This window comes from Bradyrhizobium sp. in8p8, from assembly GCF_000426845.1.
GTDB lineage: Bacteria > Pseudomonadota > Alphaproteobacteria > Rhizobiales > Xanthobacteraceae > Bradyrhizobium > Bradyrhizobium japonicum_C.
In genome coordinates, this window is sequence record NZ_AUGD01000001.1 from 1,083,374 (window position 1) to 1,107,947 (window position 24,574).

Annotated in this window: 20 protein-coding genes; 7 read left to right on the forward strand and 13 right to left on the reverse strand. The window is 62.0% G+C overall.

Annotated elements, in window-relative coordinates:
- Positions 1 to 57 precede the first annotated feature (57 nt).
- Genes K408_RS37590 through K408_RS0105110 form a run of 3 tightly spaced genes read right to left on the reverse strand, consistent with a single transcriptional unit; the run spans position 58 to position 2,754 of the window.
- On the reverse strand, positions 58 to 1,182 hold the full coding sequence (locus K408_RS37590; RefSeq protein ID WP_024336896.1) for a hypothetical protein: 1,125 nt from the start codon (positions 1,180 to 1,182) through the stop codon (positions 58 to 60).
- Entirely contained in the window at positions 1,179 to 2,426 is a 1,248-nt protein-coding gene (locus tag K408_RS0105105) for a type II toxin-antitoxin system HipA family toxin (RefSeq protein WP_024336895.1), read from the reverse strand. The genes K408_RS37590 and K408_RS0105105 overlap by 4 nt, the downstream gene beginning before the upstream one ends.
- Entirely contained in the window at positions 2,419 to 2,754 is a 336-nt protein-coding gene (locus tag K408_RS0105110; RefSeq protein WP_024336894.1) for a helix-turn-helix domain-containing protein, read from the reverse strand. The genes K408_RS0105105 and K408_RS0105110 overlap by 8 nt, the downstream gene beginning before the upstream one ends.
- Before the next feature lie 272 nt (positions 2,755 to 3,026).
- Between K408_RS0105110 and K408_RS40920 the strand changes: the two genes are divergently transcribed.
- Positions 3,027 to 6,599 (forward strand): AAA domain-containing protein, encoded by a 3,573-nt coding sequence (locus tag K408_RS40920; RefSeq protein WP_024336893.1) that lies wholly within the window; start codon positions 3,027 to 3,029, stop codon positions 6,597 to 6,599.
- Positions 6,596 to 8,470, forward strand: a complete 1,875-nt coding sequence (locus K408_RS0105120) for a phospholipase D-like domain-containing protein (RefSeq protein ID WP_024336892.1) — start codon at positions 6,596 to 6,598, stop codon at positions 8,468 to 8,470. The genes K408_RS40920 and K408_RS0105120 overlap by 4 nt, the downstream gene beginning before the upstream one ends.
- A gap of 282 nt (positions 8,471 to 8,752) precedes the next feature.
- Here the strand turns inward: K408_RS0105120 and K408_RS0105125 are convergent, their stop codons facing one another.
- The 10 genes from K408_RS0105125 to K408_RS0105170 form a co-directional block, all read right to left on the reverse strand.
- On the reverse strand, positions 8,753 to 10,582 hold the full coding sequence (locus K408_RS0105125) for a type IV secretion system DNA-binding domain-containing protein (RefSeq protein ID WP_024336891.1): 1,830 nt from the start codon (positions 10,580 to 10,582) through the stop codon (positions 8,753 to 8,755).
- Between the two features lie 17 nt (positions 10,583 to 10,599).
- The gene (locus tag K408_RS0105130; RefSeq protein WP_024336890.1) at positions 10,600 to 10,971 is read right to left on the reverse strand and encodes a hypothetical protein; all 372 of its coding nucleotides are present in this window, start codon (positions 10,969 to 10,971) and stop codon (positions 10,600 to 10,602) included.
- Positions 10,964 to 11,806 carry a hypothetical protein gene (locus K408_RS0105135; protein WP_024336889.1) on the reverse strand — a complete coding sequence of 281 codons (843 nt, stop codon included), beginning with the start codon at positions 11,804 to 11,806 and terminating at the stop codon, positions 10,964 to 10,966. The genes K408_RS0105130 and K408_RS0105135 overlap by 8 nt, the downstream gene beginning before the upstream one ends.
- A 139-nt stretch (positions 11,807 to 11,945) precedes the next feature.
- Entirely contained in the window at positions 11,946 to 13,217 is a 1,272-nt protein-coding gene (locus tag K408_RS0105140) for a hypothetical protein (protein ID WP_024336888.1), read from the reverse strand.
- Positions 13,218 to 13,285: 68 nt separating this feature from the next.
- On the reverse strand, positions 13,286 to 13,864 hold the full coding sequence (locus K408_RS0105145; protein WP_230646547.1) for a hypothetical protein: 579 nt from the start codon (positions 13,862 to 13,864) through the stop codon (positions 13,286 to 13,288).
- A 212-nt stretch (positions 13,865 to 14,076) separates the two neighbouring features.
- Positions 14,077 to 14,982 (reverse strand): hypothetical protein, encoded by a 906-nt coding sequence (locus tag K408_RS0105150; RefSeq protein ID WP_024336886.1) that lies wholly within the window; start codon positions 14,980 to 14,982, stop codon positions 14,077 to 14,079.
- A 58-nt stretch (positions 14,983 to 15,040) separates the two neighbouring features.
- Positions 15,041 to 15,604: a hypothetical protein gene (locus K408_RS0105155; protein WP_155248203.1), complete on the reverse strand. Its 564-nt coding sequence runs from the start codon at positions 15,602 to 15,604 to the stop codon at positions 15,041 to 15,043.
- A 37-nt stretch (positions 15,605 to 15,641) separates the two neighbouring features.
- Positions 15,642 to 16,064 (reverse strand): hypothetical protein, encoded by a 423-nt coding sequence (locus tag K408_RS0105160; protein ID WP_024336884.1) that lies wholly within the window; start codon positions 16,062 to 16,064, stop codon positions 15,642 to 15,644.
- A gap of 15 nt (positions 16,065 to 16,079) precedes the next feature.
- On the reverse strand, positions 16,080 to 16,511 hold the full coding sequence (locus K408_RS0105165; protein WP_024336883.1) for a hypothetical protein: 432 nt from the start codon (positions 16,509 to 16,511) through the stop codon (positions 16,080 to 16,082).
- 14 nt (positions 16,512 to 16,525) lie between these two features.
- Entirely contained in the window at positions 16,526 to 16,882 is a 357-nt protein-coding gene (locus tag K408_RS0105170) for a glyoxalase superfamily protein (RefSeq protein WP_024336882.1), read from the reverse strand.
- Positions 16,883 to 17,236: 354 nt separating this feature from the next.
- Between K408_RS0105170 and K408_RS0105175 the strand changes: the two genes are divergently transcribed.
- The 5 genes from K408_RS0105175 to K408_RS0105195 all read left to right on the forward strand — a co-directional run bounded on the left by K408_RS0105175 (position 17,237) and on the right by K408_RS0105195 (position 24,511).
- The gene (locus tag K408_RS0105175) at positions 17,237 to 18,091 is read left to right on the forward strand and encodes a hypothetical protein (RefSeq protein WP_024336881.1); all 855 of its coding nucleotides are present in this window, start codon (positions 17,237 to 17,239) and stop codon (positions 18,089 to 18,091) included.
- Between the two features lie 137 nt (positions 18,092 to 18,228).
- Positions 18,229 to 18,828: a hypothetical protein gene (locus K408_RS0105180; protein ID WP_024336880.1), complete on the forward strand. Its 600-nt coding sequence runs from the start codon at positions 18,229 to 18,231 to the stop codon at positions 18,826 to 18,828.
- Positions 18,829 to 18,958: 130 nt separating this feature from the next.
- Positions 18,959 to 20,542, forward strand: coding sequence for a hypothetical protein (locus K408_RS0105185; RefSeq protein WP_024336879.1), 1,584 nt, complete (start codon positions 18,959 to 18,961; stop codon positions 20,540 to 20,542).
- Between the two features lie 496 nt (positions 20,543 to 21,038).
- On the forward strand, positions 21,039 to 22,235 hold the full coding sequence (locus tag K408_RS0105190; RefSeq protein WP_024336878.1) for a hypothetical protein: 1,197 nt from the start codon (positions 21,039 to 21,041) through the stop codon (positions 22,233 to 22,235).
- Between the two features lie 152 nt (positions 22,236 to 22,387).
- Positions 22,388 to 24,511, forward strand: coding sequence for a ParB/RepB/Spo0J family partition protein (locus K408_RS0105195; protein ID WP_024336877.1), 2,124 nt, complete (start codon positions 22,388 to 22,390; stop codon positions 24,509 to 24,511).
- Positions 24,512 to 24,574 lie beyond the last annotated feature (63 nt).

Below are 24,574 nucleotides of genomic sequence, written 5' to 3' on the forward strand. Positions count from 1 at the left end.
GACCCTTACCTGCTGCCACAGGCCCCGTTTCCACGTTTCGTTCTCGCAATCACCGTCTCAGGTCCCCCTGATGATGCGGCGTTCCTGGCCGAGCGGCACGATCCAGCCACCCGCACGATCAGGCCGTGCAAAGTCATCCGGCTGCGCGGTCTCAGTCAGCCGGACGCGCACCGCGTCGGGCTCGGCGTCGATGGCAGCGCGGATGAGATCCCGGTCTATCCCCACGAAGATCGGCCGGAGATTGAGGCGGGCGAGCGCTTCCTGATCGGCAACGGAAATATCGGCATCGTTGACAGGTCCGGCGCGTGTGACGAATCCACCGACAAGCCCGCCGATCGCGCTTGCCTTTTCAACATCGCCCACCGGGGCGGCGTCGAGCAGCGATCGTGCCGTCTGGAGGTCAGCCTGGAGCCGGTTGGCGAAGGGCTGATGGGTCATGCGTTTCAGGGCATCCGACAGTTCGACATGACCAAGCGGCCGAATCAGATTGGCGATGTGGAGGCGGAGCAGCCCAATGAAGAGTGCGTCCTTCTCCTCTGGCTTGATGGGCTCGCCCTCGTCCACGGGGTCCTTGACCGAGAGATGGGCATCAGCCGGGCCTGAGACGGCCATGCCCCAACGTGTCGCGACGGCAATGCGCTTCACGGTGACTTTGCGGCCTCGGGCCGTCACATCAATTCGCGCGGCCTGCCTCCAGGCGCGGGCCAATGCCGATGCCGGACCTCCTGCATCATGGCAGCCCTTGGCCTCCGCGACGGTCAGGGCGGCCAAGTCGGAGGCACAAGCGATCCAGTCAGGCAGATCACCTCGGGACAACCGCTTGACCTTCACCTTTCGGCGCCCGTCGAGATCGATGACGCGGCTGCCGAGATGCGCGAAGATCGACAGGCTAAAGTACCGCTCAAGATAGGCGCGCGCGATGAAGCGCCCGAACAGACCAGATAGGGCCACCTTCACCTCGCGGGCCTGACCAAGTGGCTCCTTGAAAATGAAGGGCGTTCCAGAGCCGGTTGGGGTGAGCAGCGCATCCAGAATGGACCATGCGCCATAGGCAGCGCCCGGCGTTTGCAGCACTTCCCGGATACCCGCGTCCTCGATGGCTGCGACATCAAGGTCGACGGTGGGACCAGTGACGGGATTGGCGGTCGGCGGGTCGAAGCTGTGAAGAAAGGTTCTCGTCATAAGGCGAGCGCTCGGTTCAGGTCGTCGTGCTCGAATGCGCTGGCCATGCGGTTGATCTCGGCCCCGCGCGCGCCCACCGACTTCGCGGTGTGGCGCCAGGTCGCTGTGACGGTGGCGACTTCCTTGATGATCGCGCGGGCCTGCACCAGCGTCAGCGCGAAGAACTCGGAAGCAGCCTCCAGCAGATCGAGCGAACAGGTGCCCTCGTCGAGATCGATGTTGGTTGTCAGAACCCGCGCCTTGAGATCCGTCGGGACAGGATTGAGATCGTAGGCCGGAGAGAGCGACCATCCTGCCCTTCCGAGCCACAGGAAACCGTGGTTACGCAGATGATCGTCCACATTGGAGATCAGCACATTGAAGACGACGCGCCGAAAAAGAGCATGCGCGTCGGTCTTGCTCTGCGCGCCATATTCAGCGAGGGCATCAACGATTTCGGGATAGCTGCCGCGTTCGCCGTCCCGGACGCCCATCATCGCCATGGCTGACAAGAACGGAATGCGGATTGCGCCACGCCGATCGAAGCGCCGCGACAGCATGACCTTCTTACCGGCGACGTCGATCAATTCATGTCTGGGGGTGACGATGCCGACCTGGCTCGCAAGGCGCAGCGCGATCTCCTCCCACGTCTCCATGCTGTAGTCGTCAGTTTCCTTGGGGAACTTGGCGATGGAGAGTTGCCCGTGTTGGTCGATCACCGACGCCTTGGGCCGCGCCCCGCCCAAGGAGGAGCCAGGGGCGAAGATGAGTTGCATATCTTCGTCGGTTTCCTCGTCGCGAAGGATACGTTCAGTGATCTGAAGCAGGCGGCCAAGCTCGACCAGGGCAGGCACGCCCGCGCGAATCGGCGCCTGGAAGGTATCGTCGCCAGCCCAGCGAAAGCGCAGCGCGCCCAATCGGGTCTCGTCGGCGACGCCGAGGAGATAATCGCTCTCCGCGAGCGTGCGGACCGCACGGCCTTCGCGTTCGGCGAGGCGGCGCGCGGCACGCTGCATGAGGCGACGCCCCCAGGTGTCAGGAGCCGAATCGCCAATGGAACCGAAAGTTGCAAGGCCGGCGGGCGGCGCGAAGGCGCCGCGGCCCAGAGCGAGGGCAGGTTCAAGCGAGAAGGCGTCGGGGTCTTCCAGCCATGCGCCGTCATATTCGAAGAGGATCGTCTCGGCGCCGCGAACGCGATTGCTCCGCGCCAGCCCGATCTGGTGCGTGCGACCTTCGAGATCGATATGGACCTCGAAATCAGCCATTACGGGGCGGTCCAGCCGGCCGCTTGAGATGGACGCGCTTGGGCAGCTCGGCACTGGCGAGAGCCCGCCCGACGCTATCGTTGCTGATGTCGGCAATCTGGCTCAGGCCGTCGAGGAGACCGAGCGCTTGGAGAACACCGGCATAGATGCCGATGCTGACGTTGGTGTCGCCGGCTTCGACTCTCTGGAGGGTGGAGCGGGACGTGAAGGCGCGTTCCGCCACAACCGCCATGGGCAGCCGGCGGCGGCGGCGGGCGTCATGGATGTCCGCGCCCAGCTTGCGCAGGGTGCGCCGCACAGCGGCGGGAGGATTGTGAGGAGTCGGCATTTGACATCTTCGCACTACAAAATTTTGATATATGTAGCACGAAGCTAACAATTTCGCTAGTCCTTCGGGGCTACCCGCGCTACGCCAGAACGGTGCCAACCCAGAATGGAGACAGCCAGCGAGATCCTCGTAAGACTCGGGCAGCTGGCTACCATGACCCTCCTTGCGAACAAAACAGGAAACACGGATCGTGAGGGCTCCGCCGTGACTGATTCGAACAACGCGCAAGCGCCATATCGACGTTTGCATTCAAGGTGGCGTTGGGGAGATTGATGCAATCAAGGAATGCCAAACGGCAACTCGATACGCTTGAGCAACGCTTCGAGCTCGATGAAACCTTCCTGTCATCCCCAAACACGGCCGCGCTGAAATCTGCAGTGATCCGTGCGACCGACCGCCGTACTGGCGATCCGGTGGTCCTTAAATACTGGGCAAAGACCGGAACCGCGGTCGACGCGGACTTCCGAGAACTGTGGCGGCATGAAATGCGCCAGAGCGAGCGCGTGCGTGCTTTCCCGCGCGGTAATGAAGTCGTTGTCGAGGTTCTCGCCTCGGGAGAAAGTGACGATGCATTTTACATTGTCATGCCAAGCGACGTCGCTCCGCTGGAACACGCCTCCCGATTTGTGCGCCCCGATCATTGGCTCCGCAGCCTACACGGACCGCGTCAGCGCGTTCTCCTCTGGAAGAATTTGCGCCGTTTGGCGGAAGCTCTCGGTGCCGTTCACGGCCAGGGGTTGGTCCATGGCCGGATCGATGGCCGGGCCGTCTATTCTACCGGGGCTGCGACAACCCCGGATTTTCGCTTGGGCGGGTTCGAGTTTTGCCTGCGGGTCGCAGAACTCAACAAGGCACCGCTGCATGTCATCGCCAAGAGTCGTCCCGTCGGCTCGGTCATCTTTTCCTTCCTCGACGACTGGCGCGCGCTGGGCAAGGTCATCGCCGATCTCGTCGGCCTTGATGCAAACAAGCTCGACGAAGAGGACATTCCGTTCTTTGAAGGGCGCGCGAAAATCGATTTGCGTGCCTCAGAAATTGACCTGATCCGGCTGCTATTTGAACCAGAACGCAATCGTATCCTCGACGCCGCAACGGTCACGAACCGAGTTGACGCTATTCTCAATGAGCTGGATGCGGAAGCATTCGCCGATAACGACCGTTATGTGCTGGCACTTCGACTCGGGCAGACAAGCCGTCTTTCTGCAATCCTGAACGCGGCATCGGGCGACACATTCGACACCGACGACGCCGAAAGCCAGCTCGACTTCATTCGCGCCGATCTGGAAACAGGGGTAAGTCTTACCCGTACAGCAAGGGGCGATCTCCTGCTGATGACCGAAAGCCTAGTCTATGATCTCCAGCCCCTGCGTGTCGCGGGGTCCGATGAAACCTGGAATGTCGCCTCCTGCAACAACGCCCGGTTTCGGGACGACGTCCACCTGGGACGACGGGAAACAACCGACCTTCCCGCACACCGGATCGAGATCATCCGTTTTGCTGCCGCGTCGCGGCGCTTGAATGAATTGCGGTCGGATGCACTGGATTGGAGCGCGGCCTTCGACATGACGCCGGATGGCGATCCGACGCTCACCGTTCGGCGCGGCCTGCTTCTTGCGCAGATTGCCGAAGCGCTCTTCAAGGCAGCCGAGATCGCGCCAGTGGAATTGGTCAACCAGCGGCGTCAAGGAGACAAACGGATCGTTGAAATCGCGGCAAGCGACTCCGAGCATCGTATACGGCTCTCGCAGGCACTGGGCGTGGGCGAGCCGCACCAACTGATGCGGAGACTTTTCGACCGCGAAGAAGCCGACGTCGATGCGGAATGGCAACTTACTGAAGTAGCTGGGCTCGGCATGACTGTGCGGGCTGCAGCCAGCGTGCGCTTTATTCGTCCCGTCCAACAGAATAACCGGCGGCTTTACGAATTCGAGATTCTGGATGGCGTCGTCCCACCGCAGGCACAGCTTCATTTACGCAAGGTCGACGAAACAGGAACCGACCAAGTCCTCCGGCGGCGACTTCGCATGCTGACGACGTTGTCCACCCAGTCCGAACTCGCTCACATGCTTGCCGATCCCCGCGGACGACTGCGCACCTATCAGGACGACCCGCTTGTTGAGGATGATCATTTCGGCAAGCTCGACGAGTCCAAGCAGGAGGCGTTGCGCTCGATTTGGTCGACCGGTCCCGGTCAGCTCGTTGTCGGTCCGCCTGGCGTTGGCAAGACCAGACTGGTGACCGAGATCGTGCGCAGAGCGCTGGCGGGTGACTCAACGATCCGGCTTCTGCTTAGCGCGCAGGCACATCAGGCCCTGGATCATCTCGCAGCCTCAGTTCAGAAAATGCTGAAGAAAACCGGGCTGGACGACGATGTCATCCTGGTCCGATCCAAGGCAGACAACGGCGCCGGCCTTTCTGGCGCACAGACCCCAGACCGGGCAAAGGCCTATCTCAAAGAACTCAAGGATAGCTCGCTCTATCGCCGGGCACCGAGGGCCATACAGCAATCTTTGCGCGACATGACGACGGCCGCAGACGTGACCGGCAATCTGCGAGCAAGACTTTCCCTGACAAGCCTGCGTCAGCGGCGTTCCTTCGAAGCGCTCGTGCTGCAATCGGCCAATGTTCTGTTCTCGACGACCAACTCCGGCGACCTGGAGCGCTTGATCGACGATGGCGCGCTGTTCGACTGGACTATCGTCGAGGAGGCCGCAAAGGCAACCGGATCGGAACTGCTCGCTCCTCAACTGCTATCGATGCGGCGTCTTCTGATCGGGGATCATAACCAATTGCCGCCGTTTGACACCGACCGGATCGCGGAATTTCTAGAAGACCAAACGCGAGTCAAGGATGCGCTGGCCGAAAGTGATCCACTCATAGGCAACATCTTTCGTGATTTCGGACTGGATGATCTCAAGGAAGCGATCGAAGATGATGGCGTCTTGAGCGAGATTTGTGCGTCGGCGCGCCGCATGCTGTTGCTGTTCGAGAGCCTGGTCACCAGCGAGCTCGACCGGCAGAAACGATCTGACCAGCGCCGGCGGCGTGTGGCGACCGAACTCCTGCAGCAGCATCGGATGCACCCTGCGATTGCCACCGTGATTTCCGAGTGCTTCTACGACAGAACGCTCGATACGCCGAAAGAACGCAAAGCAGAATTCGATACCGAGCAGCCACCATTCACGATCACGGACGAGCGCCTGCCCTCTTCGCCGATCGTCTTCATTGATCTCCCGTATGTGCAGCGTGAAGGCAACGCTGGCGAACAACGTCCCACCTATCACAATCCGGCGGAATTGCAGGCTGTATTGTCCGTCCTCGGAATGTTGAAAGCCGCTCCGAAAAAGCCGGAGGAACCGTCAACGTTGGCTGTTCTATCCCCATACAACGAGCAGGTCGAGCGCTTGGGCCGTGCGATCGAAGATGCGCTGCAAGGCAAACTCGCGAATATCGTGGATTTCAAGCGTGGGACGAATGCGCCGGGATTCGAGAGCACGGTCGACTCGTTCCAAGGCAGTGAGGCCGACGTCGTGGTTGTCTCGTTGGTGCGAAACAATGACCATGTCGGGCGACGTGCGCTTGGCATCTTGCGCGACCGGCGGCGCATGAACGTGCTGTTGAGCCGAGCCAAATGGAAACTCATTATTGTTGGTAGCATGGACTTCCTGCGTGTCCAAGGCCGGCGATATCGTCGTCACAACACGGATAACCGCAGCGTGCCGGCATTCCTCGCGAAGATGTCAGAGGTGTTCGACCAGTTAGCGAAAGAGACGCTCCCCGATGGAAAGACGCCGAAGTTCAAGTTGGTGTCGGCGGCTTCGCTCATGACGGACACCAAATCATGAGCGGTCAGAATGCGGTGCGTGTCGCTGTTCCGGTCAAGCTGGCGCGTCTGCGGGTCTGGGTCGACAAGGGACGCCATTGGAGCGGAGTCGATCGCCTGATCCTGTGGGCTTTGACTGTTGAGCCGAGCACCGCCGGTGAGTTGGCGAAGGTTGCACGGATTCCGGCGCGGCTGATCACGGAAATAATCCTGCGCATGATGCGATTTGGTTGGGTCGAGCTTGCCGCCGCCCCGAAGGGCGCCTCGTTCCGCACCACCGAGGCCGGCCGCGAGGTTGTTGAAACGTTCGAGACCTTACCGCCCGTCACTCGACGGGTTGCGCGCAGAATATCGTTCGCGATGGAGCCTTTCGCTTGGCGAGCCTATGGTCTGCGCGATCTGAAACCATATCGCCCCTCGGAAATCGAGGCGATTGAGCGTGAGCATGACGTCCGTCGGCTCGTTATCGATGGCGGATGGGGGCGCTTGTCGAGCCTAGATCTCTACGCTGCCGCAGATCAGGTGCTGTCGGATGACGAGGAGCTTTCCAGCGTCGACTACAGCGCTTCCGACACCGTGGACCAATTCGCCTTATTCACGGTGATTGGCAACAGCATCAAAGGCCTGCCGCAAGACTCCGCCGAACAACTCGTTGCCGCGATACGCCAGGCAGCCAAAGAACGGAAGCCGGGCGCGCCGATGACGATCAAGACGCCGCGTCGATCGGCGGCTTCTGCGATGGCTCGAAACGGCGTGCGCACGGCCCCGATTCGACCAGACGATATTGTGCTCAGCGGACAAGATCATCGCGACCGTCTGATCGAAATTCTCCGCCAAGCGCGTTCCAGGTTGATCATGCACTCGACGTTTCTACGCGAGAGCGCCTTCGTTGAGTTGCAGGAGGAATTTGGCAAGGCGGCAAAACGCGGTGTTCAGATTGATATTTTCTGGGGTGCGAACAGCGATGAGACCGATCGCAAAGCCAACCTGGAGGCGGCCATTGCGATCAATCACCGGATCACAGCAGACCAGAATTTGCGGGGACGTGCGAGAGTTCATCTCTACACGACGCGCTCCCACGCCAAGCTCCTAATCGCGGACGCCACTGGCCGCGGCACTGGAGAGTTTGTCGCTGTAGTCGGATCGTGCAACTGGCTCTATAGCGGGTTCAATCGCGTGGAAACGTCGGCCGTCTTGCGCCATCCCCACGCTGTGGCGCGGGTCGCGCAGGAATTTTCCGAACTGATCTTTGACATCGCGACGAGCTCTGACGCAGCCTCCGACCTGACGTCGCTGGCCCGAACACTGCGCACCCATCCTGCTCCAGACGGTGAAGCAGAGTTACAGCTGGTCAGAGGAGACGAACACGCGGATCTCATGCGGCTGGCTCGCGAAGCGGCCACCAAATCGATTGTGGTCGGCGGTGATCGTCTCGGATTGGCGGCAGAAGCGCGAACGATCATTCCCATGATGGCGGCCGCGAAGCGCTCGGTGCAGGGAATTCTCTGCTACTCGAAGCCCTCAGGACCAGTCACAAAGCAAGATGCCAAGGACTTAGCTGCACTTGCAGGCTCGGCTGGCGTCAGGCTAGTTCAAATTCAGGACCGTGAACTTCACGGCAAGTTTCTTCTTTGGGACGACGACCATCTCGTACTCACCAGCTTGAATTGGTCGTCGGCCGATACAAGCGCCGATGCTCCATTGGGCGAAATCGGCCTCTACATCAAGAGCCCTGGTCTTGCAGCGAACGTCAGGCGCCGGCTAACCGACGGGTGGCCGACTCTCAATGCCCCCACGAACGCGCCTCATCAGGAGCTGACGCTACCGAAACGCCGCAGACGTCGTCGTCGTGGCAGAGGTGCAAAGGGCGAGAACCAGAATGCGACAAAATAATCGACGAAGTCTGGGATGACGATGTTTTGTGCGCCTCACCCAAAATTCGGGAGAACACGAGGCCGCGCTTGGCTCGCAACCGCGACGGCTCGGTTTGGTGGCGTTGTCGCCCCAGGCAGAGCATCTTGCTGTTCGGCGTCGCTTTGAGCATGACGCCGATCAGGAGATGATGGACGAAGATCAGCACGTTGCGCGCGATCATCTGGAGCGCGTGCACGATCAGCGGCGCCGGGATGGCCTTCATCAGATTGCCATCATTGAGGTAAAGCGCGCGAAACTCCCTTACGGTAATAGCCTTGTGGTCGAGCTGGCGTTCTTCGACGAGATTTTCACCCTGCGTTCCGCTTCGTGCCTATGCAGCATCCCGGCGTCGCCAATCCAGGGCGCCGGGATGTGGCCTTCGCGCCGATCTGCCCAGGTCGTTAGCGGAACTTCGACGATGGCCAGCGTCGGAAAGCCCGTCACCAGGACGCGGATCATTTTTCCGGCTGACGTCTCGAACACGCCAAGCGCATCCGAGAGGAAGTCGGTCGTGATCGTGTCCTCCCAGACGGTCTCCATTGGCTTCGTGATCCCTCGGGCCAACTCCTCCACGGTCGCATCGCGGCGCCTGCGGATCTGACGGCGTCCGACCCAGACTTCGCAGATGCGACCTGCGGTTTCGCCGGGCTCAAGGCGAAGAACCAGTCGGATGCCGAAGCGCGCCTCAACCACGGAACCTTTCTCTTGGCCGAACATAGCGGTGATCTGACCGAGGTCCTGCACTGTCGCGATGGTGTTGACGTGCAGTTCGCGCCCAAGTGCGAGAAGCCGCGGCAGACGCTCGATCGGCACCTCCGGAAATTCATCGAGCAGCATGGTCAGGTGCTCCGTGCCGGCGCGACGACGAGTGGAGACGAGCGCCGCCGCGGCCACCCGCTCCGCCAGGAAGCTGCCGACCATAGAGGAGAGCTCGGCATACTCACCCGACTTCTGCAGCAGCAGCGTGCGCGGGAGCTGTGAACCTGGCGCCAGCCAGTCGCGCACGGTGAACCGCTGCGGTGGGTCGACCTCCGACCAGGCGCGCGCGAGCGGCTCGATCACGCTCAACACCGTCACCCAGAGCGTGATCAGGATTGACATGACGGTGCGGTTCTCCTCGGGGTCTTCGCCGAAATTCAGCAGCGCAACGCTCTTGCCGCCGCTCTCGAGCAACATTCGGCGGATCTCCGCCACGGACGAGAGCCCCGCCTCGGCAAGATCGCTCCAGCCCCACGTCTCGCCCGAGCGTACGCGCAGCGCCATGACGATGTCCGCAAGAAGGCTCCGCGACGCATGGGCCCACATCGGGTCCTGCTCGGACACCGGGACGCATTTCGCGGCGAATTCCCGCGCGACGAGCGGATTGGTAATCTCGCGGCCGATGTCGATCGCCCAGCCGCGCGCATCCTGAGGGGCCACCAGGATCATCGAATCCACCGGCAAGCCGGCCAGCATGTCGCCCTTCGCGTCGAACACGAACGTGCGACCGCTCGGGCTTTTGAGGTACTGCTCGGCAAACGCTCGCAGCAGGCCGGTCTTGCCCGAGCCTTGCGTGCCGACCAGCAGGAGATTTCGCGCCGCCGAAGCCGCATTCAGTTGCACCTCTGGGAGCAGCCACAGATCATGCGTCTGCGGCGGCCCGTGGCGATGGATCGCATGCCGCAGCGCGCGGGAGGCATAGGCGCCGGTCTCGATGCGCCGGCCGCGCGTGACCGTGAGGTTCTCGATCGGCGGCGTATCGGCGTAAGCGAAGGAAAAGGCAAAGCCGCTTGCCGCCAGAACCGCAAGAGCGATGGTGGCAAGCCGCCGGGCTCCGATCGGTGACTCCAGCAACTGCGCTGTGATCGCCTGGATCCAGTCCAACCGGCACACGATCGGCCAGCTCGAATGGCCGCACCTCTCGCCGCGAAGGTTCTGAACGATTTCGTGAAACGCGACGTCGCTGGCGAGGCTGACGTTGCCGTGGAACAGCACGTCGACGGTCGGCGGAGCGACGAGGAACAGCGAGATCACCCCGGCAATGAGCGTGATCAGGGCAGCGCCGAGCGCCACGATGAGGGCGGACCGAAACAGGCAGATAGGATTGTTCATGATAGATTTTCTCGCTGTCAGATGGTCAGTGCGATTGCCGACCCGAACACGATTCCGATCCCCGCCAAGGCGCCGAACAGCAGGGCGGAGATCTCGAAGGGAAGCGGCACGGTCTGCTTGTCGCGCCAGCCGAGATCGGCCGACGTCTGCTCGGCGAGTTCGACCTCGACCTCGGGCTGGCTCGTCGTGTCGATGCCGCGCGTCGGTACGCTCACGGTCGTGACGAAGGAGAGCAGGCCCTCCTTGCCGAGAAGGATGAGCTTGCGCGGGTCGAAGCTTTCGGGATCCCCCCGGAACTCGGCTGCATAGTTGCAGCCCAGCTCCTTGCGGCTGGCCGAAGCATCGGCCGTGGCCGCGGCGACCACGTCCTCGAAGTCCTCATTAGCCATTGTTGTCACCCTCGAACGCGATCAGCTTGTCGAACTCGGAAAACATCTCCGAGCACCAGGCCGCGACATCGCCGCGGATCATCTTGGCCTCCGGCCGCGGCAGCCCCGTCACCTTCATGATCTCGTCGATCGGCATCGTGACCGCATCGACGAGGCGCGCCCCGCGCGCCTCGAAGGGCCGCCAGCTGCCGGCCTCGATCATCGGCATCCGCAGCGTGACCGCGTTCTTGGCGAGCGGCATGATGGAGGTGCGATACGCCTCGGCGGCATCGCTCGCCGGATGCAGATCGCTCACCGCGCCGTCGCGCTGGTTCTCGATCAGAACCAGGCGGGCGTGGGGCAGCACTTCGAGAAAGCTCGAGGCCGATTTCGCGCCGCGGCGCATCGATTCGGCCTGGGCGGTGAACGGGGTGATCACGAAGACCTCGACGCCGAGCGTCGAGAGGTCTTCCTGCAGATCCACCATCCCTGCCCACAATGCCCCACGCGAGGCTTCATTGGCCCCGAACTCCACCACGGTGAGGCCACTGGTCTTGGCCATCGTCTCGAGGGTGTCATAGAGGGGCGTCAGGGCACGCAAGGCGACACTCGGATCGCGCCGCGCCATCTTCGCGTCGGTCGCGATGGAGACCACATGCGGCCCCAGGATGGACAGCGACTGTCCCTGGGTATCGACCTCGACGACACCGAGCGGCACGCCGGCGATCCGCGCGCGCTCCGACAGCGCGTGGCCGAGCAGGCTTTTTCCATCCCCGCCCTTGTCCTGGGTGATGATCGCGGCCGCGGGCAACTTCAACGGCAGCACCGGGCCGTCATTACGCATCTTTTTCGACATGTTCTCCTCTCGGATGGATCTTGAGCGATCCACCGCCTAGAGGAGCCCATCGGCCCGGTACCCGTCTCGGAAATGAATGACCTAATTGCGCGGGCGGCCAGGAATTCGAGCTTGCGCCGTCGCAGCCTGAGAGCCGAGCCTAATCCGGAAGAGCAAAATCCTGCCCGTGAGCGATCGCTTTGTTCAGACGATCCTTCCCCCCAGGCAGCACCAGGATGTCGAGGGCGCACTTGGCCAGATACCGGTGAACATCGCGGTAAATCGCGCCTTCAGCACGGCCCTTCTCGCCCAGGATCAGCTCGTCCAGGTCCTTGACCTCTTTCGGGTCGAAGAGCGCTTGATGTCCGCGGCCGATTTGGCCCAGCTTGCGAGCCAGCCGGAACTCCGCCGTCGCCAGCACGTGGTTGACGGTGACCAGATTGGGATCAACATCGGCGGCCACGGCAATGAACGCCAGCTCGACCGCCGAAAACTCGTTTCTGGTGAACAGCTCGTGCTGTTGGCGCGTCATCGGCTCCTGGTGAAAGGGATCATTGCCTTTCCGCGGGCGCTTCAACGCTTTAACGTCCTTCGCGCGCTTGGCGAGCTGGTGCTTTTCTTCCGCGACCTCTTTAGTATGAACGCACGCCTTCGCCAGCGTGTGGACCCAGTTCGCCGCAGCCTTGATCGCATCCTCGAACTCCGCTCGCGACCAGCGGCCGCCGTCAACACAATCGCGAACCTGCCCGACGACGGCTGCCTCCGCCTGGGCTGGATCGGTCAGGCCCGGGAGCCAGCGGACTGCGAGCTTTTCGCCTTCCGACCTCAGCGTCTCGAACAGCGCAAGACGGCGATCTTCCTCGCTGAGGTCGTCGTCTGCCGCCTTTCCTTTGGTCGGGATCCCGGGCACCCAGGCAAGCTCTGCAAGCGTATTCAAGCCGGCGCCCTTGACCACCGACACCTCAGCGCCATCGAATTGCGCGTGCATGCAGGACAGCAGGGCGCCGATTTCCGGATCTCGCCGAAAGACCTCGAATTCCAACGCCTCGCGGACGGCGAGCTCGACCTCACGCTTGAGCCGGCCGCCGCGATGTCGAGCGAGTCGCAAGTCCACCAGTGACAACATCCGAAGCAGCGGCCCAGTGCGGAACTGTTGCATTTCAGCGTGCGACAACGCGAACGGCGTCCTCTGCAACTCCGCTTCCGGAATGATCAGGCGCTCCGGCTCTTGTTTTAGACGATGAATCCGCTCCCAGACCTCTGGACGAACGCTTTGCCACCATTCCGCGGCATGGTCGGGGTGCACGAAAAAGAACGGCAACACCCATTGCACGGGCAAAGCGTCGATCGGACGATCAGAGGCCTCGACCTCCGCGCGGCAAGCGGCGGCCAACCTCTCGATCTTTTGGAGGATCCTCGGGAGATTGTTCACGCGATGCTGCTCCTGAAAGGTACTTGCTTGTGTATCGATTGTTCTCAGTTCGTCCGTCCGCAGACTGCCTACTTGCGGCCGACGCGCGACTGAATCGCTTCCAGGGTGGGAGCGGCGACATCGATGCCGAAATCAGTGAGGAAGGATGCGGCAACCTCCGCCTCAGCAATCCGGTCGCGCAGGAACCCCTCACTGCATCCGAGCTGGCCGAGGACCGTCTTGCAATTGGCCAGCGCAATCATGTTCCGCGCGATTTCGCGACGCGCGGAAAATTTGATCTTCCGCAGAATGAGGTTCGCCCCGGCAAGGGCGACGACTTCCTCACCATAGGAAGCAATCGCTTCGTCGGGCTCCGGCGTACGCGGCAGACGACCGAGATGCCGGATCGTGGAATGAACAGCTTCGTGGACAACGGTGTCGACGAGACCGGCGACGCTGTCGTGCTTGAGCAGATTGAGCCAGATCAGGGGCCCGCTTCCGGCAAGAACAAGCGTCAGCCCAAACCTGTCACTGCGGCGCGCCATGTCCCTGGGGAGAACGGCGTCGGCACCGATGATCACACCGATATCCGCGAGCTGCGCCAGCAGGTCCTGGAAACCAGCGTTCTCGATCCCGCCAAGCCTTTCCAGCGCCTGCGTCACGTCCATATGGCTGCGGATGTGCCGGTACCGCGTCGCGAGGTCGCGCTCACGGGCCTCAGATCGATCGAGTTGCCCGTAATTGGCCGTCGATTCACGCCAGCCCATCGTATCGCTGTGCTTTGCCATGTTGTCTGCTCCTAATGAATATTGTGTGTTTGTCCGCGCCAGCCACAGCGTCGGCTCGAGTTGGGCGGTTTAGACCTGGGAGCTACGTCAACTCAGGACACAACAGCCCGGTGCAGCATCGCGAGACCGCGCGCCAGATGGAGGTGCCCAACCCTGTGGACCTCCAGGCTGAACTCCTCCAGTGCCTGCTTCGAGGCCGTCGCCGAGGCCACGGTCACGCCGTCGATGGTGTCGAGGGTAATAATGAACATGTCGTCGTCGATCATCACGATGTTCTGGAACGGCTCGCCCGGCAGGACCGACCAGCCCTTCACGGCCTCCTCGATGTTCGCCATGAGCGACTCGATCGCAATCTCGATCCATTCGGCGCGCACCGCCGCAAAATCGGAGCTGTGCCTGGGCACGCCGATCTTGGCCATCACCGGGCTGAGGCCCTCCGCCAGCAGTTCATACAGTTCCTCGATGATGAGGTTGGGATTGCGCTCCCTCGCACGATTCACGTGCGTGATCGGGAAGGCCAACACCTGCGGCTTGTCGGTGGAGGCCTCGTTTCCGTTGCGCTCGACGCCGTACCACCAGCGATCGTACGGCTGCATCACCGGATCATGGAATTCGGCGTCATCGTGGTCGGTGCCACGCCTGCCCGGTTGCTCGGCAAGGCTCTGCAGCTGTTTCTTGACCTCACCGCACGCGGTGAGGATTCCGCGGTCGGAGATCGCAGCCCAGCGCAAGTCGACCAGGGCCGAGCGAAGAACGCCCCCGGTGCCCAACGCCTTGCGGAGAAGGGTGATGTTGACGGCATCGGGCATGGCGATGCGGACGTGCTCGGTCGACACCGTGACCCATTCCGGCATCGCCGCATGGGTCAATTTGAGAAGGCCCGATCCGAGCGCCAGGTCGAAGCAGGGAGGCAGCGCAGGACGGCCCCTCTCCTGGATCGGCCAGCAGTCCCGCTGCTCTGCATGAATGACTGTCGGATCGAGGATGAGTTCGCTCATTGTTGTTGCCCTGTTTGGCTCGCCATTACGATGACGACGCGTTGCGCGTGCTGTGGATCTAATGAGCCTTCCGCTTCGGCGGCGTCGGGAGGAGGTGGAGGCGGAGCCGTTCATCGAGAAAGGCGCACGTGGCGTCGATCGTCGCGCGATCGCGCTGCTCGAACACGGCCAAGCCATCGATTTCAAAACGGATGATGTCGTGATCGGCGATGGCCTCGATCGTGTAGCGCGTTCGCGCGATGGACAGCGCTTCCATAGCGATCGGACCTTCCGCGTTCGGGCCCGCGGCCATCATCTTGGCGATCAACCGGTCGACCAGCCGGGAGAAGATCGGAGCGAGCACCTTCTCAAAATCCGGGTGGTCGATGGAATAGCCGCAGCCGATCATGTCAGCCTCCTCTGCGGAGACCTTAGCAGTGGGCACGTACATGATGTCCGGGTGAGCGGTAATGCCGCATGCGGCATCCCGATCCGCTTTCCGCGCGTAGGCCTCGACCGTGTAGTAGTTGAGCGCCAACGCCAGCCGCGCGCCGGGGGTGTCCAGCGTGAACTTGGCAGGCAGGCTCGGAAGGTGCTCGAAATCGGGACTGTTTTGGTCGAACAGCGGCTGGGCGAGGTACACTTTGCTCATCGGTGTGGCTCCTTTCATGCTATGGCGTCTAAAGCTTCAGCAGCGCGCGGACCTGGTCGGCCACGTTGCCACGGAGCCGCCTGACCTTGCGACCGATCTTCACGAGGTCGCGGTCGGCGAGAACCGCAGCGATGTCGCGGCGAACCGCCTTCGACCTGATAGCTTTCGCGACCTGCATGACGAGAGCGCGGGCGTCGTCATCTTTGGGGGCGACGACATTGACCTGCCGCAAGCCATCGGCCAGCTGACGCTGGCGCTGATCAGCCTTACGCTCGGCGTCGGTCCGAGCCTCCGTCTGCTCGCTTTTCGTAGCCGGCGCCTGCTCGCCCGGCTCGATGAACGCGCGCACCTCCCGCCAGCCCTCCCGTTTCAGGCGGGCCTTAGAGATGCGCGGCTCCGGCTCGCCGGACTGCTCGCTATGCTCGGGATCGGAGTCGAAGTTCATGTCCATGTGACTAGCCCGTGTCTAGACCGCCGGCTCGGCGTTTACCTCAGCGGCCGCGCTGCGCACCTCGAAGCAGCGCAGCGCCATCGCGACGATGCGGTCGCGCTGGGCGGTGGAGATGCTGATGCGGTAGCGCTCGCTCTGCTGCGGGTAGACGCCGACGCGCTTCGCCTCGGTCAGGAACCAGTCGCGCGTCCCCCTGGTCAGCGTGACGCAGGTGCGGGTCATCTTATAGCCGTAGGCCTTGGCCACCGGCCCGGCCGCGTGCCAGATCACCTCGGCGCCGGCGCGCGCGCGCCCGGAAATCCCCGCCGCCATCAACGACCGTTCGGCCCTGTTCGCGAGGGCCAGGACGTCGGCCAGCGAAGCCGTGTGCTTGTGCGCTTTGCCGTTCGCGCCATTCAGCGCAGCCGCGAGCCGCATGGCGTTGACGTTATTAACCTTGATACGCATCTACTAACTCCTCCTCATGTCGCATCGTGGGTGAACGGCTGGCCGTTCCCAAAAGACTGCTTCTGCCACCCGGTGGGGTTCACCTCGTCGAGCACCACCCCCGCGACGGCGGCGAACCCGGCCTCTGCCATCACGCTCTCCTGGTGCTGGAAGCGGGCTTCGACGGTCTCGTCATCGGCGTCCTCGTCGAACGTGCTCAACGGACCGTCCAGTACCGTTCTCTTCCACTCCTGAAAGTGCGAGAAGCCGTGCAGCTGCGCCATCAACTCCAGGCACTTCGTGTACTTCAACTCCTGGCCATGCCGCGCCAACGACTTCATGAGGCGCTTGGCGTCCCGCTTGATTCTCGTTTCGCTGGTAAAGAAACGCATGATGCTTACTCATAGTCGTGCGGCACTCGAATGAACGACGGGTCGAATGCCATTACCCTGGCCTAACGTTACGTCGGTCTGGCCGGGAAACTAAGGAAGTGACTTCGTGAGTTTTGACGTCTGACCGTTGGTGACGAGATGCAGATCCGGCTTCGAGCCGGTAGATCAGCACCGCGCGCACCTACAGTGGTGCGAGCGCCCGTGCACCAAAACGCGAATGGCACGACCGACGAGCGCGCAGACCTAGCCGGCGCGGTGAATCTCATCCCCAACATAGACTTTTATCAATCTGCGCAACGATCGCTTTGAATGTCCGCGCTATCGGATGATCGTATTCAATCTCGGACGGCCCGTATGAGCAGGCTCGCTGACGAAGCACTCGCAAGCGCGGTACGCGCAACTCTCCCGCAGACCATCTTCGGAACCCCGTGGGACGTGCGCGTTACCGATGACATCGATCATGCCGGCGCGGACTTCTATTCCGGCGTGGTGCGGGTTCATGAAACATGGCTTCAATCGATCCATAAATCGCGCCTGTCTTACGTAACCAGACATTATCCATTGGCGATCGGACCTTTCGAAGAGGCCGAGCCTCAACTGATTCCACACAACGGTTGCACTGAATGCCGACGCCGACCCGTTACCGTGGGACGCGCCATCACGATCCAACGTTCCTTTGCTGGCGGTCAATTCAGCGGTGCGTTGATAGTAGGCGAAGCCTTCATCGCCAGAAGCAACGAGGATCACGACATGTTTGCGGATCGTAATCGCGAGATTGCAATCAAGGGCGTCATGACCGCTCTCCATTCCAGAGCTTGGAAGCGGCTGGCTGATGCGCGCGCGTTGACCGAATTGCGGGATCTGGCCTTAGGTGTCGTCACCAGAATGGGCTCGCAGCGTCCCTACGATGCCAGCACCTGCATCTGCCTTCTGCCTTATGATCGTCTGTTGCCGAGCGCAACCGCCGACAAACTGAGATACTACGAGAGGCTACAAATTTACCCGCAAGAAGGCATTCCATTTCCCGTTCTAAGGCAAGAATGCGCCGACGCGATTGTCTTCATGGAGCGAGATGAAATCCTTAGTCTCTTGCTGCGATTGTCCTTTGACATCTCCGAGCTACAAAATTCATTCGTCGGGAATAACGGAGACAGCGGCGACTTGAGCTCAAATCGGCTGACGGACGAGGAGTTCGCGCTTCTGGTTTAGGCAGGCCTGGCGGGTTAGTCAGCTTTCATCAATCGGACATGTGACGTTCACCGACTAATCTTTCATTGAATAGTACCTGTTAGCGATCCACTGTACTTCAGATCTGTTGCGGCATAGGCGTTGCTTGGGGAGGACTTATGGGATTGTCAGTTCCGATCTATGGTTACCACTCCGCGAAAGGCAGGAGACATCAGCAAGAGAAGGGTGACGGCACTTACAACGAGGACAACAAGAGGAATATCGAGTCGTTCTTCGAGCTCCTTCAGAGGCCGTTGGTCAAAGACATTGGCGTCACATGCCGCGCAATTTATCCCAGGAACGAGGGTGAAGACCCTCGCCAGATCGACTGGAGTGCTAGGATTGTTTACGAGACGGAAACCGAAGGACGTCCCGAACTAAACGCCCTTCTGGATGAGCTTAATGATTGGGGCACGATCGTTGTCCCGAACCGCTGGCATCTTACGGACGACGGCCTATACGCCGAGAAGCTGATCAAGCGTCTAAGCAATGGATCGATTGCGCCCATCGCGCTAGACCTCGAAGCCTTGGCGGACGCCCGGCAACCGCTCGAAAGGCATTTCCGAGGCTTGACGCGCTTGCCCGATATCGAGCAACGCATAAGGCACTTCTTTAAAGTGCTGACCAGCGATCCCGTGCGGGTGCGGGTCGAGGTCGCGAATTCAATCCCGCGAAAGTCCTTTGAGGACCCACCGCAGGAGCAAGCAAGGAGCAAGTAGTCTAGCCAGCATTGGCCGTGCGGGCTGCCGCAAACTGATGAGGTCACTTGCTTAGTTTCTTCGCGGCTTCGGGTTAGGGCTTCCAAGAGCCGATCGGCTAACAGTCGGTTCGATCGAAGAAAGGAAGCACATGTCCCGCAAGAATTCGAGCCGTGTTGGAGATAGCCCGAACCCGAATCCGTCAGCGCCCCGTCAGTCATCCAAGGCCGACGAGCGGCCCGATCTGATCATTGACCAGGCCGATTTGCCCGCCGCGGCCGGCAAACTGGCTGAGCGTTTGGCGAGCTCGCCGAGCCTGTTTCAGCGGGGTTCTACCCTCGTGAAACTGGTGAATACCACCGAAGGCCCTTCAACTCTTCTCCTCAACGTCCATGACGTTGTCAATTACAGCCACCAGGTATGTCGTCCCGTGATGCAAAAGATCGTGCGTGGCGAGCTCATGCGCGAGCCGGTGACGCTTCCGGAGCGCGTCGCCAAGCTCTACCTCAACCGGCACGACGCTTGGGGTGTCCGTCACCTGGACGGCATTTGCCGGGCCCCGATCCTTTCAGACGATGGCTCGATCCGCGCGACGCACGGGTACGACAAGGAGACGCACTTCTGGTGCATTGGGGTGGAACTGCCCCGCATTCCTGATCGCCCGACGCGAAAGCAGGCTGAGAAGGCGCTCGACAGTCTTCGCAGGGTCTTCGCAACGTTCCCCTTTGCTGACGCGCTCAAGACCGCTGTTTCGGGCGGCAGGCTGATGGTCGACCTCTCGCAGCCGCCGAGGGTCGACGAGGCAAGCTACTTGGTCGCCATCCTGACCGCCGTCTGCCGTCCCAGTCTCCCGCTCGCTCCCGGCTTCATCATTCGTTCGCCGCAATACTCTGGCGCGGGCACTGGAAAGGGGAAGCTCATTCGCGCCGCCGCGCGCATCGCATTCGACTTCGCGCCCAAAGCGTTCACGAGTACGGGTGATCGCGCGGAGCTCGATAAGCGTTTGACTGCGTCGCTGGTCGCTGCAGACCCTGTCGTCTTTCTCGATAACGTCAATGCGGAGATTGTGCGTTCCAACCTCCTGGCGCAAATCGCAACCGAAAACCCGTGTGCGATCCGACCGTTTCGGGAGAACACGAAGATGGTGTCGATCACCACGAACGCTTTTCTCGCGATCACCGGGAACGCCATTGCCGTGTCCGAGGATCTGGCGCGGCGCTTCCTTATCGTTGGGCTCGACGCCGGTTGCGAGGATCCCGAACGGCGCGAATTCAGCGAGGAGTTCGATCTCCTGATCCAGCGCAAGCGCCGCGACCTTCTTGCCGCAGCGCTCACGATCTGGCGGTGGGGCCGCCAGAATAGCCTCAAGCAAGGTCAGGCGCTTGGTAGCTTTGAACAGTGGGCGAGTTGGTGCCGCGATCCGCTGCTTGCGCTCGGCTGCGCCGACCCCGTCCAACGAATCTCCGACATCAAGCGCGACGATCCACGCCGCGTTCAGGTCGTCGAGTTCTTTACGACTTGGCATGAGCTCTATGGCGACCGCGCGATCAAGGTCAAAGAGCTCGACATGCGCCTTTCACTGCTTGCTCATCCGCATGGTCGCGGAAGTCGGCAAAGCCTTGCGGGCTTTGTTGCCAACCTCGAGGGGACGCGCGCGGGCGGTTTCGTCATGCTGCGCAACAAGCCCCTCGGAAAATGGGGCACGTCCACGTATGTCCTTCAGAAAACCGATTAGCGGCGCTCGGCGAGCGCGGCCAATTCCCGCTGAGCAGAAGCTCGCTGAGAGCGTGTGCCTACGCCAATGGCATAGGAAGCATAGGGGGCATATGATCCGAGATCGCGGATCTCAGGCTCGATCACCGGAGGAACCCATAGGCTCATAGGGGGCATAGGCCGTCGGGAGCGGTAGCAACTCGACGCGATGGCAATCACGTTTTGCCATTCACAATGGCGAGCAACCCCGGGGCTCTCCGTGCCGCCGGCCGGCTCCGACCACTTTCGGGATACAATCGGGCCCGAGAGGTGGCGGGCTACGCCACATTCCTTGAGCGCCGCGAGTGCCTGCGCGTTAGGCCGCTCATGCGTCCGCAACGGAGTGTTCAGATCTGGATTGCGCAGATGCAAAGGGCATCTAAGCGCGTCAGCTATCATAGAGTCAGAGTGTGGCCGGATTTTCCGTGACGGGTTGAGGCGGCGAGAGAGCCTCGCGGCACCCGTCATGGAGATATCTCATGACCCAGCTGGATGTTCTGGACGCCGCGCGCGGTGAGCGTGGCGGCTATAAGGTAGATGTGAGCCGTGGTGAGCGCGTCGGCCGCGTCTCGTCGGAATGGTTTTCCCGGCCGGCGGACGAGCGGTACTTGTCACTCTCCGACCTTCACGCTGCCGTGCGCTGCCGTGCCGAGCGAAGCCGGACCCGGACGGTGGAGAGCGCGGCGATTCGGGTGGAGGCGAGTCGTGACGATACGGAGCGGCTGACGTTGATGCTGCCGGCTGAGTCAGCGCCTCTTGCGCCGACGCACTGGAGCTTCGGCCAGCTCGCTACGATGGTCGGCGCGCCATCGGCTTACCTTCGCCAACTTCCCGCGCCGCTTGCAGCCATCAACCTGCAGTTTGGGCTAAGCTCGAATCGCGCGGAGCAGATCAAGACCCTCGAGGTCGAAGACGGCCGCACCGAACTGCGGGCGGTCACCAGCCCCGACTATGGGCGCATCTTTGACCAGGAGCTGGTCGCCGCCGTGCAGCGCATCGCCGGTAACGGCACCGGCGACACGCGATGGAAAGTGCCAGGGGTGCTCGACTGGTCGACCGGAATCTACAATCCGCGGGTTGACATCACGAAAGCGACCACGACCCTCTACGCTTCCGACCGGGACGTGTTCCTGTTCCTGGTCGACGACTTCAACCCGATCGAGGCGGGCAAGCTGCCTGACGGCTCGCCCGACCTCTACTTCCGCGGCTTTTATTGCTGGAATTCCGAGGTCGGTGCCAAAACGCTGGGTATCGCGAGCTTCTACCTTCGCGCCGTTTGTCAGAATCGCAATCTTTGGGGCGTGGAGGATTTCCAGGAGATCACCATCCGCCATTCCAAATACGCGGCGTCGCGATTCGCCCACGAGGCGGCGCCAGCGCTCACGCGCTTTGCCGATTCCTCGCCGATGCCATTCGTCAACGGCATCAAGGCGGCGCGGAAGCGCGTCGTCGCACGGTGCGACGAGGAGCGAACCCATTTCCTGCGCAAGCGTGGGTTCGGCAAAGCGGAGACAGCAAAGATCATCGAGACCGTGCTTGCTGAGGAAGGCCGCAAGCCCGAAAGCGTCTTCGATTTCGTGCAGGGCATTACCGCTGTTGCGCGGGACAAGCTGCATCAGGATGCTCGGCTGGATCTCGAGGCGCGCGCGAAAAAGCTGCTCGACCACGTCAACTAAGGCGGCCTATCTCCGGCCTATCCGCAGCCGATTCCGCCCCGTCTTCTTCGACCCAACGCCGCCCTCAGAGGAAGAGGGCGGCGCTTCGCTTCGTGACGGGTCAGAAGGTCCAGAGAGAGGCTCTGGATCGCTCGTCGCGGAGAAAAACGTCAATGGCAAAATCCGTTCGCAAGATCACCCTAAGCCAGTCTCGCGATATCCCTTTCAACCGCTTGGTGCTGAGCCAGTCCAATGTTCGCCGTATCAAGGCGGGCGTCTCGATCGAGGAGCTCGCGCAGGACATCGCGCGGCGCACACTGCTTCAGAGCCTCACCGTCCGTCCGGTTCTCGACGACGGCGGCGCCGAGACCGGCATGTTCGAAGTTCCGGCCGGTGGCCGGCGCTATCGCGCGCTCGAACTGCTGGTCAAGCAGAAGCGGCTCGCACGCACCGCGCCGGTTCCCTGCGTCATCCGGACCGATGGCCTAGCCGAGGAGGATTCGCTGGCCGAGAATGTCCAGCGTGCCCCGCTTCACCCCCTCGACCAGTTCCGGGCGTTCCGTGACATGAGTGAGAAGGGCATGAGTGAGGACGAGATCGCTGCTGCCTTCTTCGTTAGCATCCAGGTCGTCAAACAGCGGCTGCGGCTCGCCGCCGTCTCGCCAGCGCTGCTCGACGTCTATGCTGAAGACGGCATGAGCCTCGACCAATTGATGGCGTTTGCGGTCAATCCGGACCACGAGCGGCAGCAACAGGTATGGCAGGCGGTGCAGCGTTCGCACAACAAGGAGCCGTATTACATCCGGCGTCTGCTGACCGAAGGCGCCGTGCGTGCCTCCGACAAACGCGCCCAGTTCGTCGGAATCGAGGCCTACGAGGCCGCCGGCGGGGAGGTCATGCGGGATCTGTTCCAGCAGGACGACGGCGGTTGGCTCCAGGATCCGATGCTGCTGGATCGCCTCGTCGCCGACAAGCTGGAGCGTGCGGCGGATTACGTCCGCGCCGAGGGCTGGAAGTGGGTCGAGGTGGCGATCGACTTTCCGTATGGCCACACCTACGGCTTGCGTCGCATCTCCGGCGAATTGGTCGCAATGACCGAGGAGGAGGTCGCCGCGGCTGAAGCCCTGCGCGCCGAGTATGAGCGTCTCGAGCAGGAGCATTCCGACGCCGATCTCCTTCCCGAAGGGATCGATCAGCGCCTTGGCGAGATCGAGACGGCCCTTGCCGAACTCGATGAGCGGCCCGTTCAGTACGATCCTGACGAAATCGCGCGCGCGGGTACCTTCGCCAACATCGACGCGTCGGGCGCGCTGCGGGTCGAGCGCGGCTATGTTCGACCCGAGGATGAACCGGCAATTTCGAAGCCGGAGGGAGAGGCGGACATCGAGTCGAGTGCCACACCAGGGGCGACCTCTGCCTCAGGAGATGCGACCGAAGGGCTGACAGGCGCCTCGGCAAATGCCGAGGAGCCCGATCAGGAAGACAGCATCAAGCCGATCCCAGATCGGCTGATGACCGAACTCACGGCGTATCGCACCCTGGCCTTGCGCGACGCGCTGGCACAGGACTCGGACACTGCGTTCCTGGCGGCGCTTCACGCCCTTTGCCTGAAGCTTTTCTACCGCTACACGCCCGAGTCCTGCCTCGACGTTGACGCGAAGAGCGTCGTCTTCGGCAGCCAGGCGCCGGGCCTCGGCGATACCACGATCGCAAAGGCAGTCGACGAGAGGCACCGGCAGTGGTCGGAGCAGTTGCCGCGTGAATCGGCCGAGCTCTGGGACGCGCTCACGACCTTCGATCGTGACAGCCGCGACGCCCTGTTCGCGCACTGCGTCGCCCTCAGCGTGAATGCGGTGTACGAGCCCTGGAATCGACGCCCGCGTGCGCTGAGCCACGCCGATCGCCTCGCCGAGGCGATCGGGCTCGATGTCGCTTCGGCCGGCTGGTCGCCGACCGTCGACAACTATCTCGGCCGGGTGACCAAGGCGCGCATCCTGCAAGCCGTCCGTGAAGCCAAGGGAGAAACTGCGGCTCAGCTTATCGAGCACCTGAAGAAGGACGAGATGGCGGAGAGGGCGCAAGAACTCCTTACTGGCTCAGGCTGGCTTCCCGAGCCGCTGCGGACGGCTGGTTGCCTCTCCAGCGCAACATCACCGGCGTCTGAATCTGGCCTGATCTCCCCATCCGCGTCGGAGGAGGACACGCCAGTGAGCGAACGCGAAGGGACCATGCCGGATGCAGAGCATCCGCTCGAAAGTGCAATTCTCCCCGACGAGCCGCTTGTCGCGGCCGAGTAAATAAGCAGAAGCGTCGAACTCGAAGGCCCGCCGTCACCGGCGGGCCTTCTTTTTGACAAGGAT

Coding starts and splice junctions, on each gene's coding strand:
- K408_RS0105145 (WP_230646547.1), bottom strand. CDS start 13,864: ATGGACGTGACGCAGGCGCTGGAAAGGCTTGGCGGGATCGAGAACGCT.
- K408_RS0105190 (WP_024336878.1), top strand. CDS start 21,039: ATGACCCAGCTGGATGTTCTGGACGCCGCGCGCGGTGAGCGTGGCGGC.
- K408_RS0105110 (WP_024336894.1), bottom strand. CDS start 2,754: ATGCCGACTCCTCACAATCCTCCCGCCGCTGTGCGGCGCACCCTGCGC.
- K408_RS0105130 (WP_024336890.1), bottom strand. CDS start 10,971: ATGGCTAATGAGGACTTCGAGGACGTGGTCGCCGCGGCCACGGCCGAT.
- K408_RS0105195 (WP_024336877.1), top strand. CDS start 22,388: ATGGCAAAATCCGTTCGCAAGATCACCCTAAGCCAGTCTCGCGATATC.
- K408_RS0105185 (WP_024336879.1), top strand. CDS start 18,959: ATGTCCCGCAAGAATTCGAGCCGTGTTGGAGATAGCCCGAACCCGAAT.
- K408_RS40920 (WP_024336893.1), top strand. CDS start 3,027: ATGCAATCAAGGAATGCCAAACGGCAACTCGATACGCTTGAGCAACGC.
- K408_RS0105105 (WP_024336895.1), bottom strand. CDS start 2,426: ATGGCTGATTTCGAGGTCCATATCGATCTCGAAGGTCGCACGCACCAG.
- K408_RS37590 (WP_024336896.1), bottom strand. CDS start 1,182: ATGACGAGAACCTTTCTTCACAGCTTCGACCCGCCGACCGCCAATCCC.
- K408_RS0105120 (WP_024336892.1), top strand. CDS start 6,596: ATGAGCGGTCAGAATGCGGTGCGTGTCGCTGTTCCGGTCAAGCTGGCG.
- K408_RS0105135 (WP_024336889.1), bottom strand. CDS start 11,806: ATGTCGAAAAAGATGCGTAATGACGGCCCGGTGCTGCCGTTGAAGTTG.
- K408_RS0105165 (WP_024336883.1), bottom strand. CDS start 16,511: ATGCGTATCAAGGTTAATAACGTCAACGCCATGCGGCTCGCGGCTGCG.
- K408_RS0105180 (WP_024336880.1), top strand. CDS start 18,229: ATGGGATTGTCAGTTCCGATCTATGGTTACCACTCCGCGAAAGGCAGG.
- K408_RS0105150 (WP_024336886.1), bottom strand. CDS start 14,982: ATGAGCGAACTCATCCTCGATCCGACAGTCATTCATGCAGAGCAGCGG.
- K408_RS0105160 (WP_024336884.1), bottom strand. CDS start 16,064: ATGGACATGAACTTCGACTCCGATCCCGAGCATAGCGAGCAGTCCGGC.
- K408_RS0105170 (WP_024336882.1), bottom strand. CDS start 16,882: ATGCGTTTCTTTACCAGCGAAACGAGAATCAAGCGGGACGCCAAGCGC.
- K408_RS0105175 (WP_024336881.1), top strand. CDS start 17,237: ATGAGCAGGCTCGCTGACGAAGCACTCGCAAGCGCGGTACGCGCAACT.
- K408_RS0105125 (WP_024336891.1), bottom strand. CDS start 10,582: ATGAACAATCCTATCTGCCTGTTTCGGTCCGCCCTCATCGTGGCGCTC.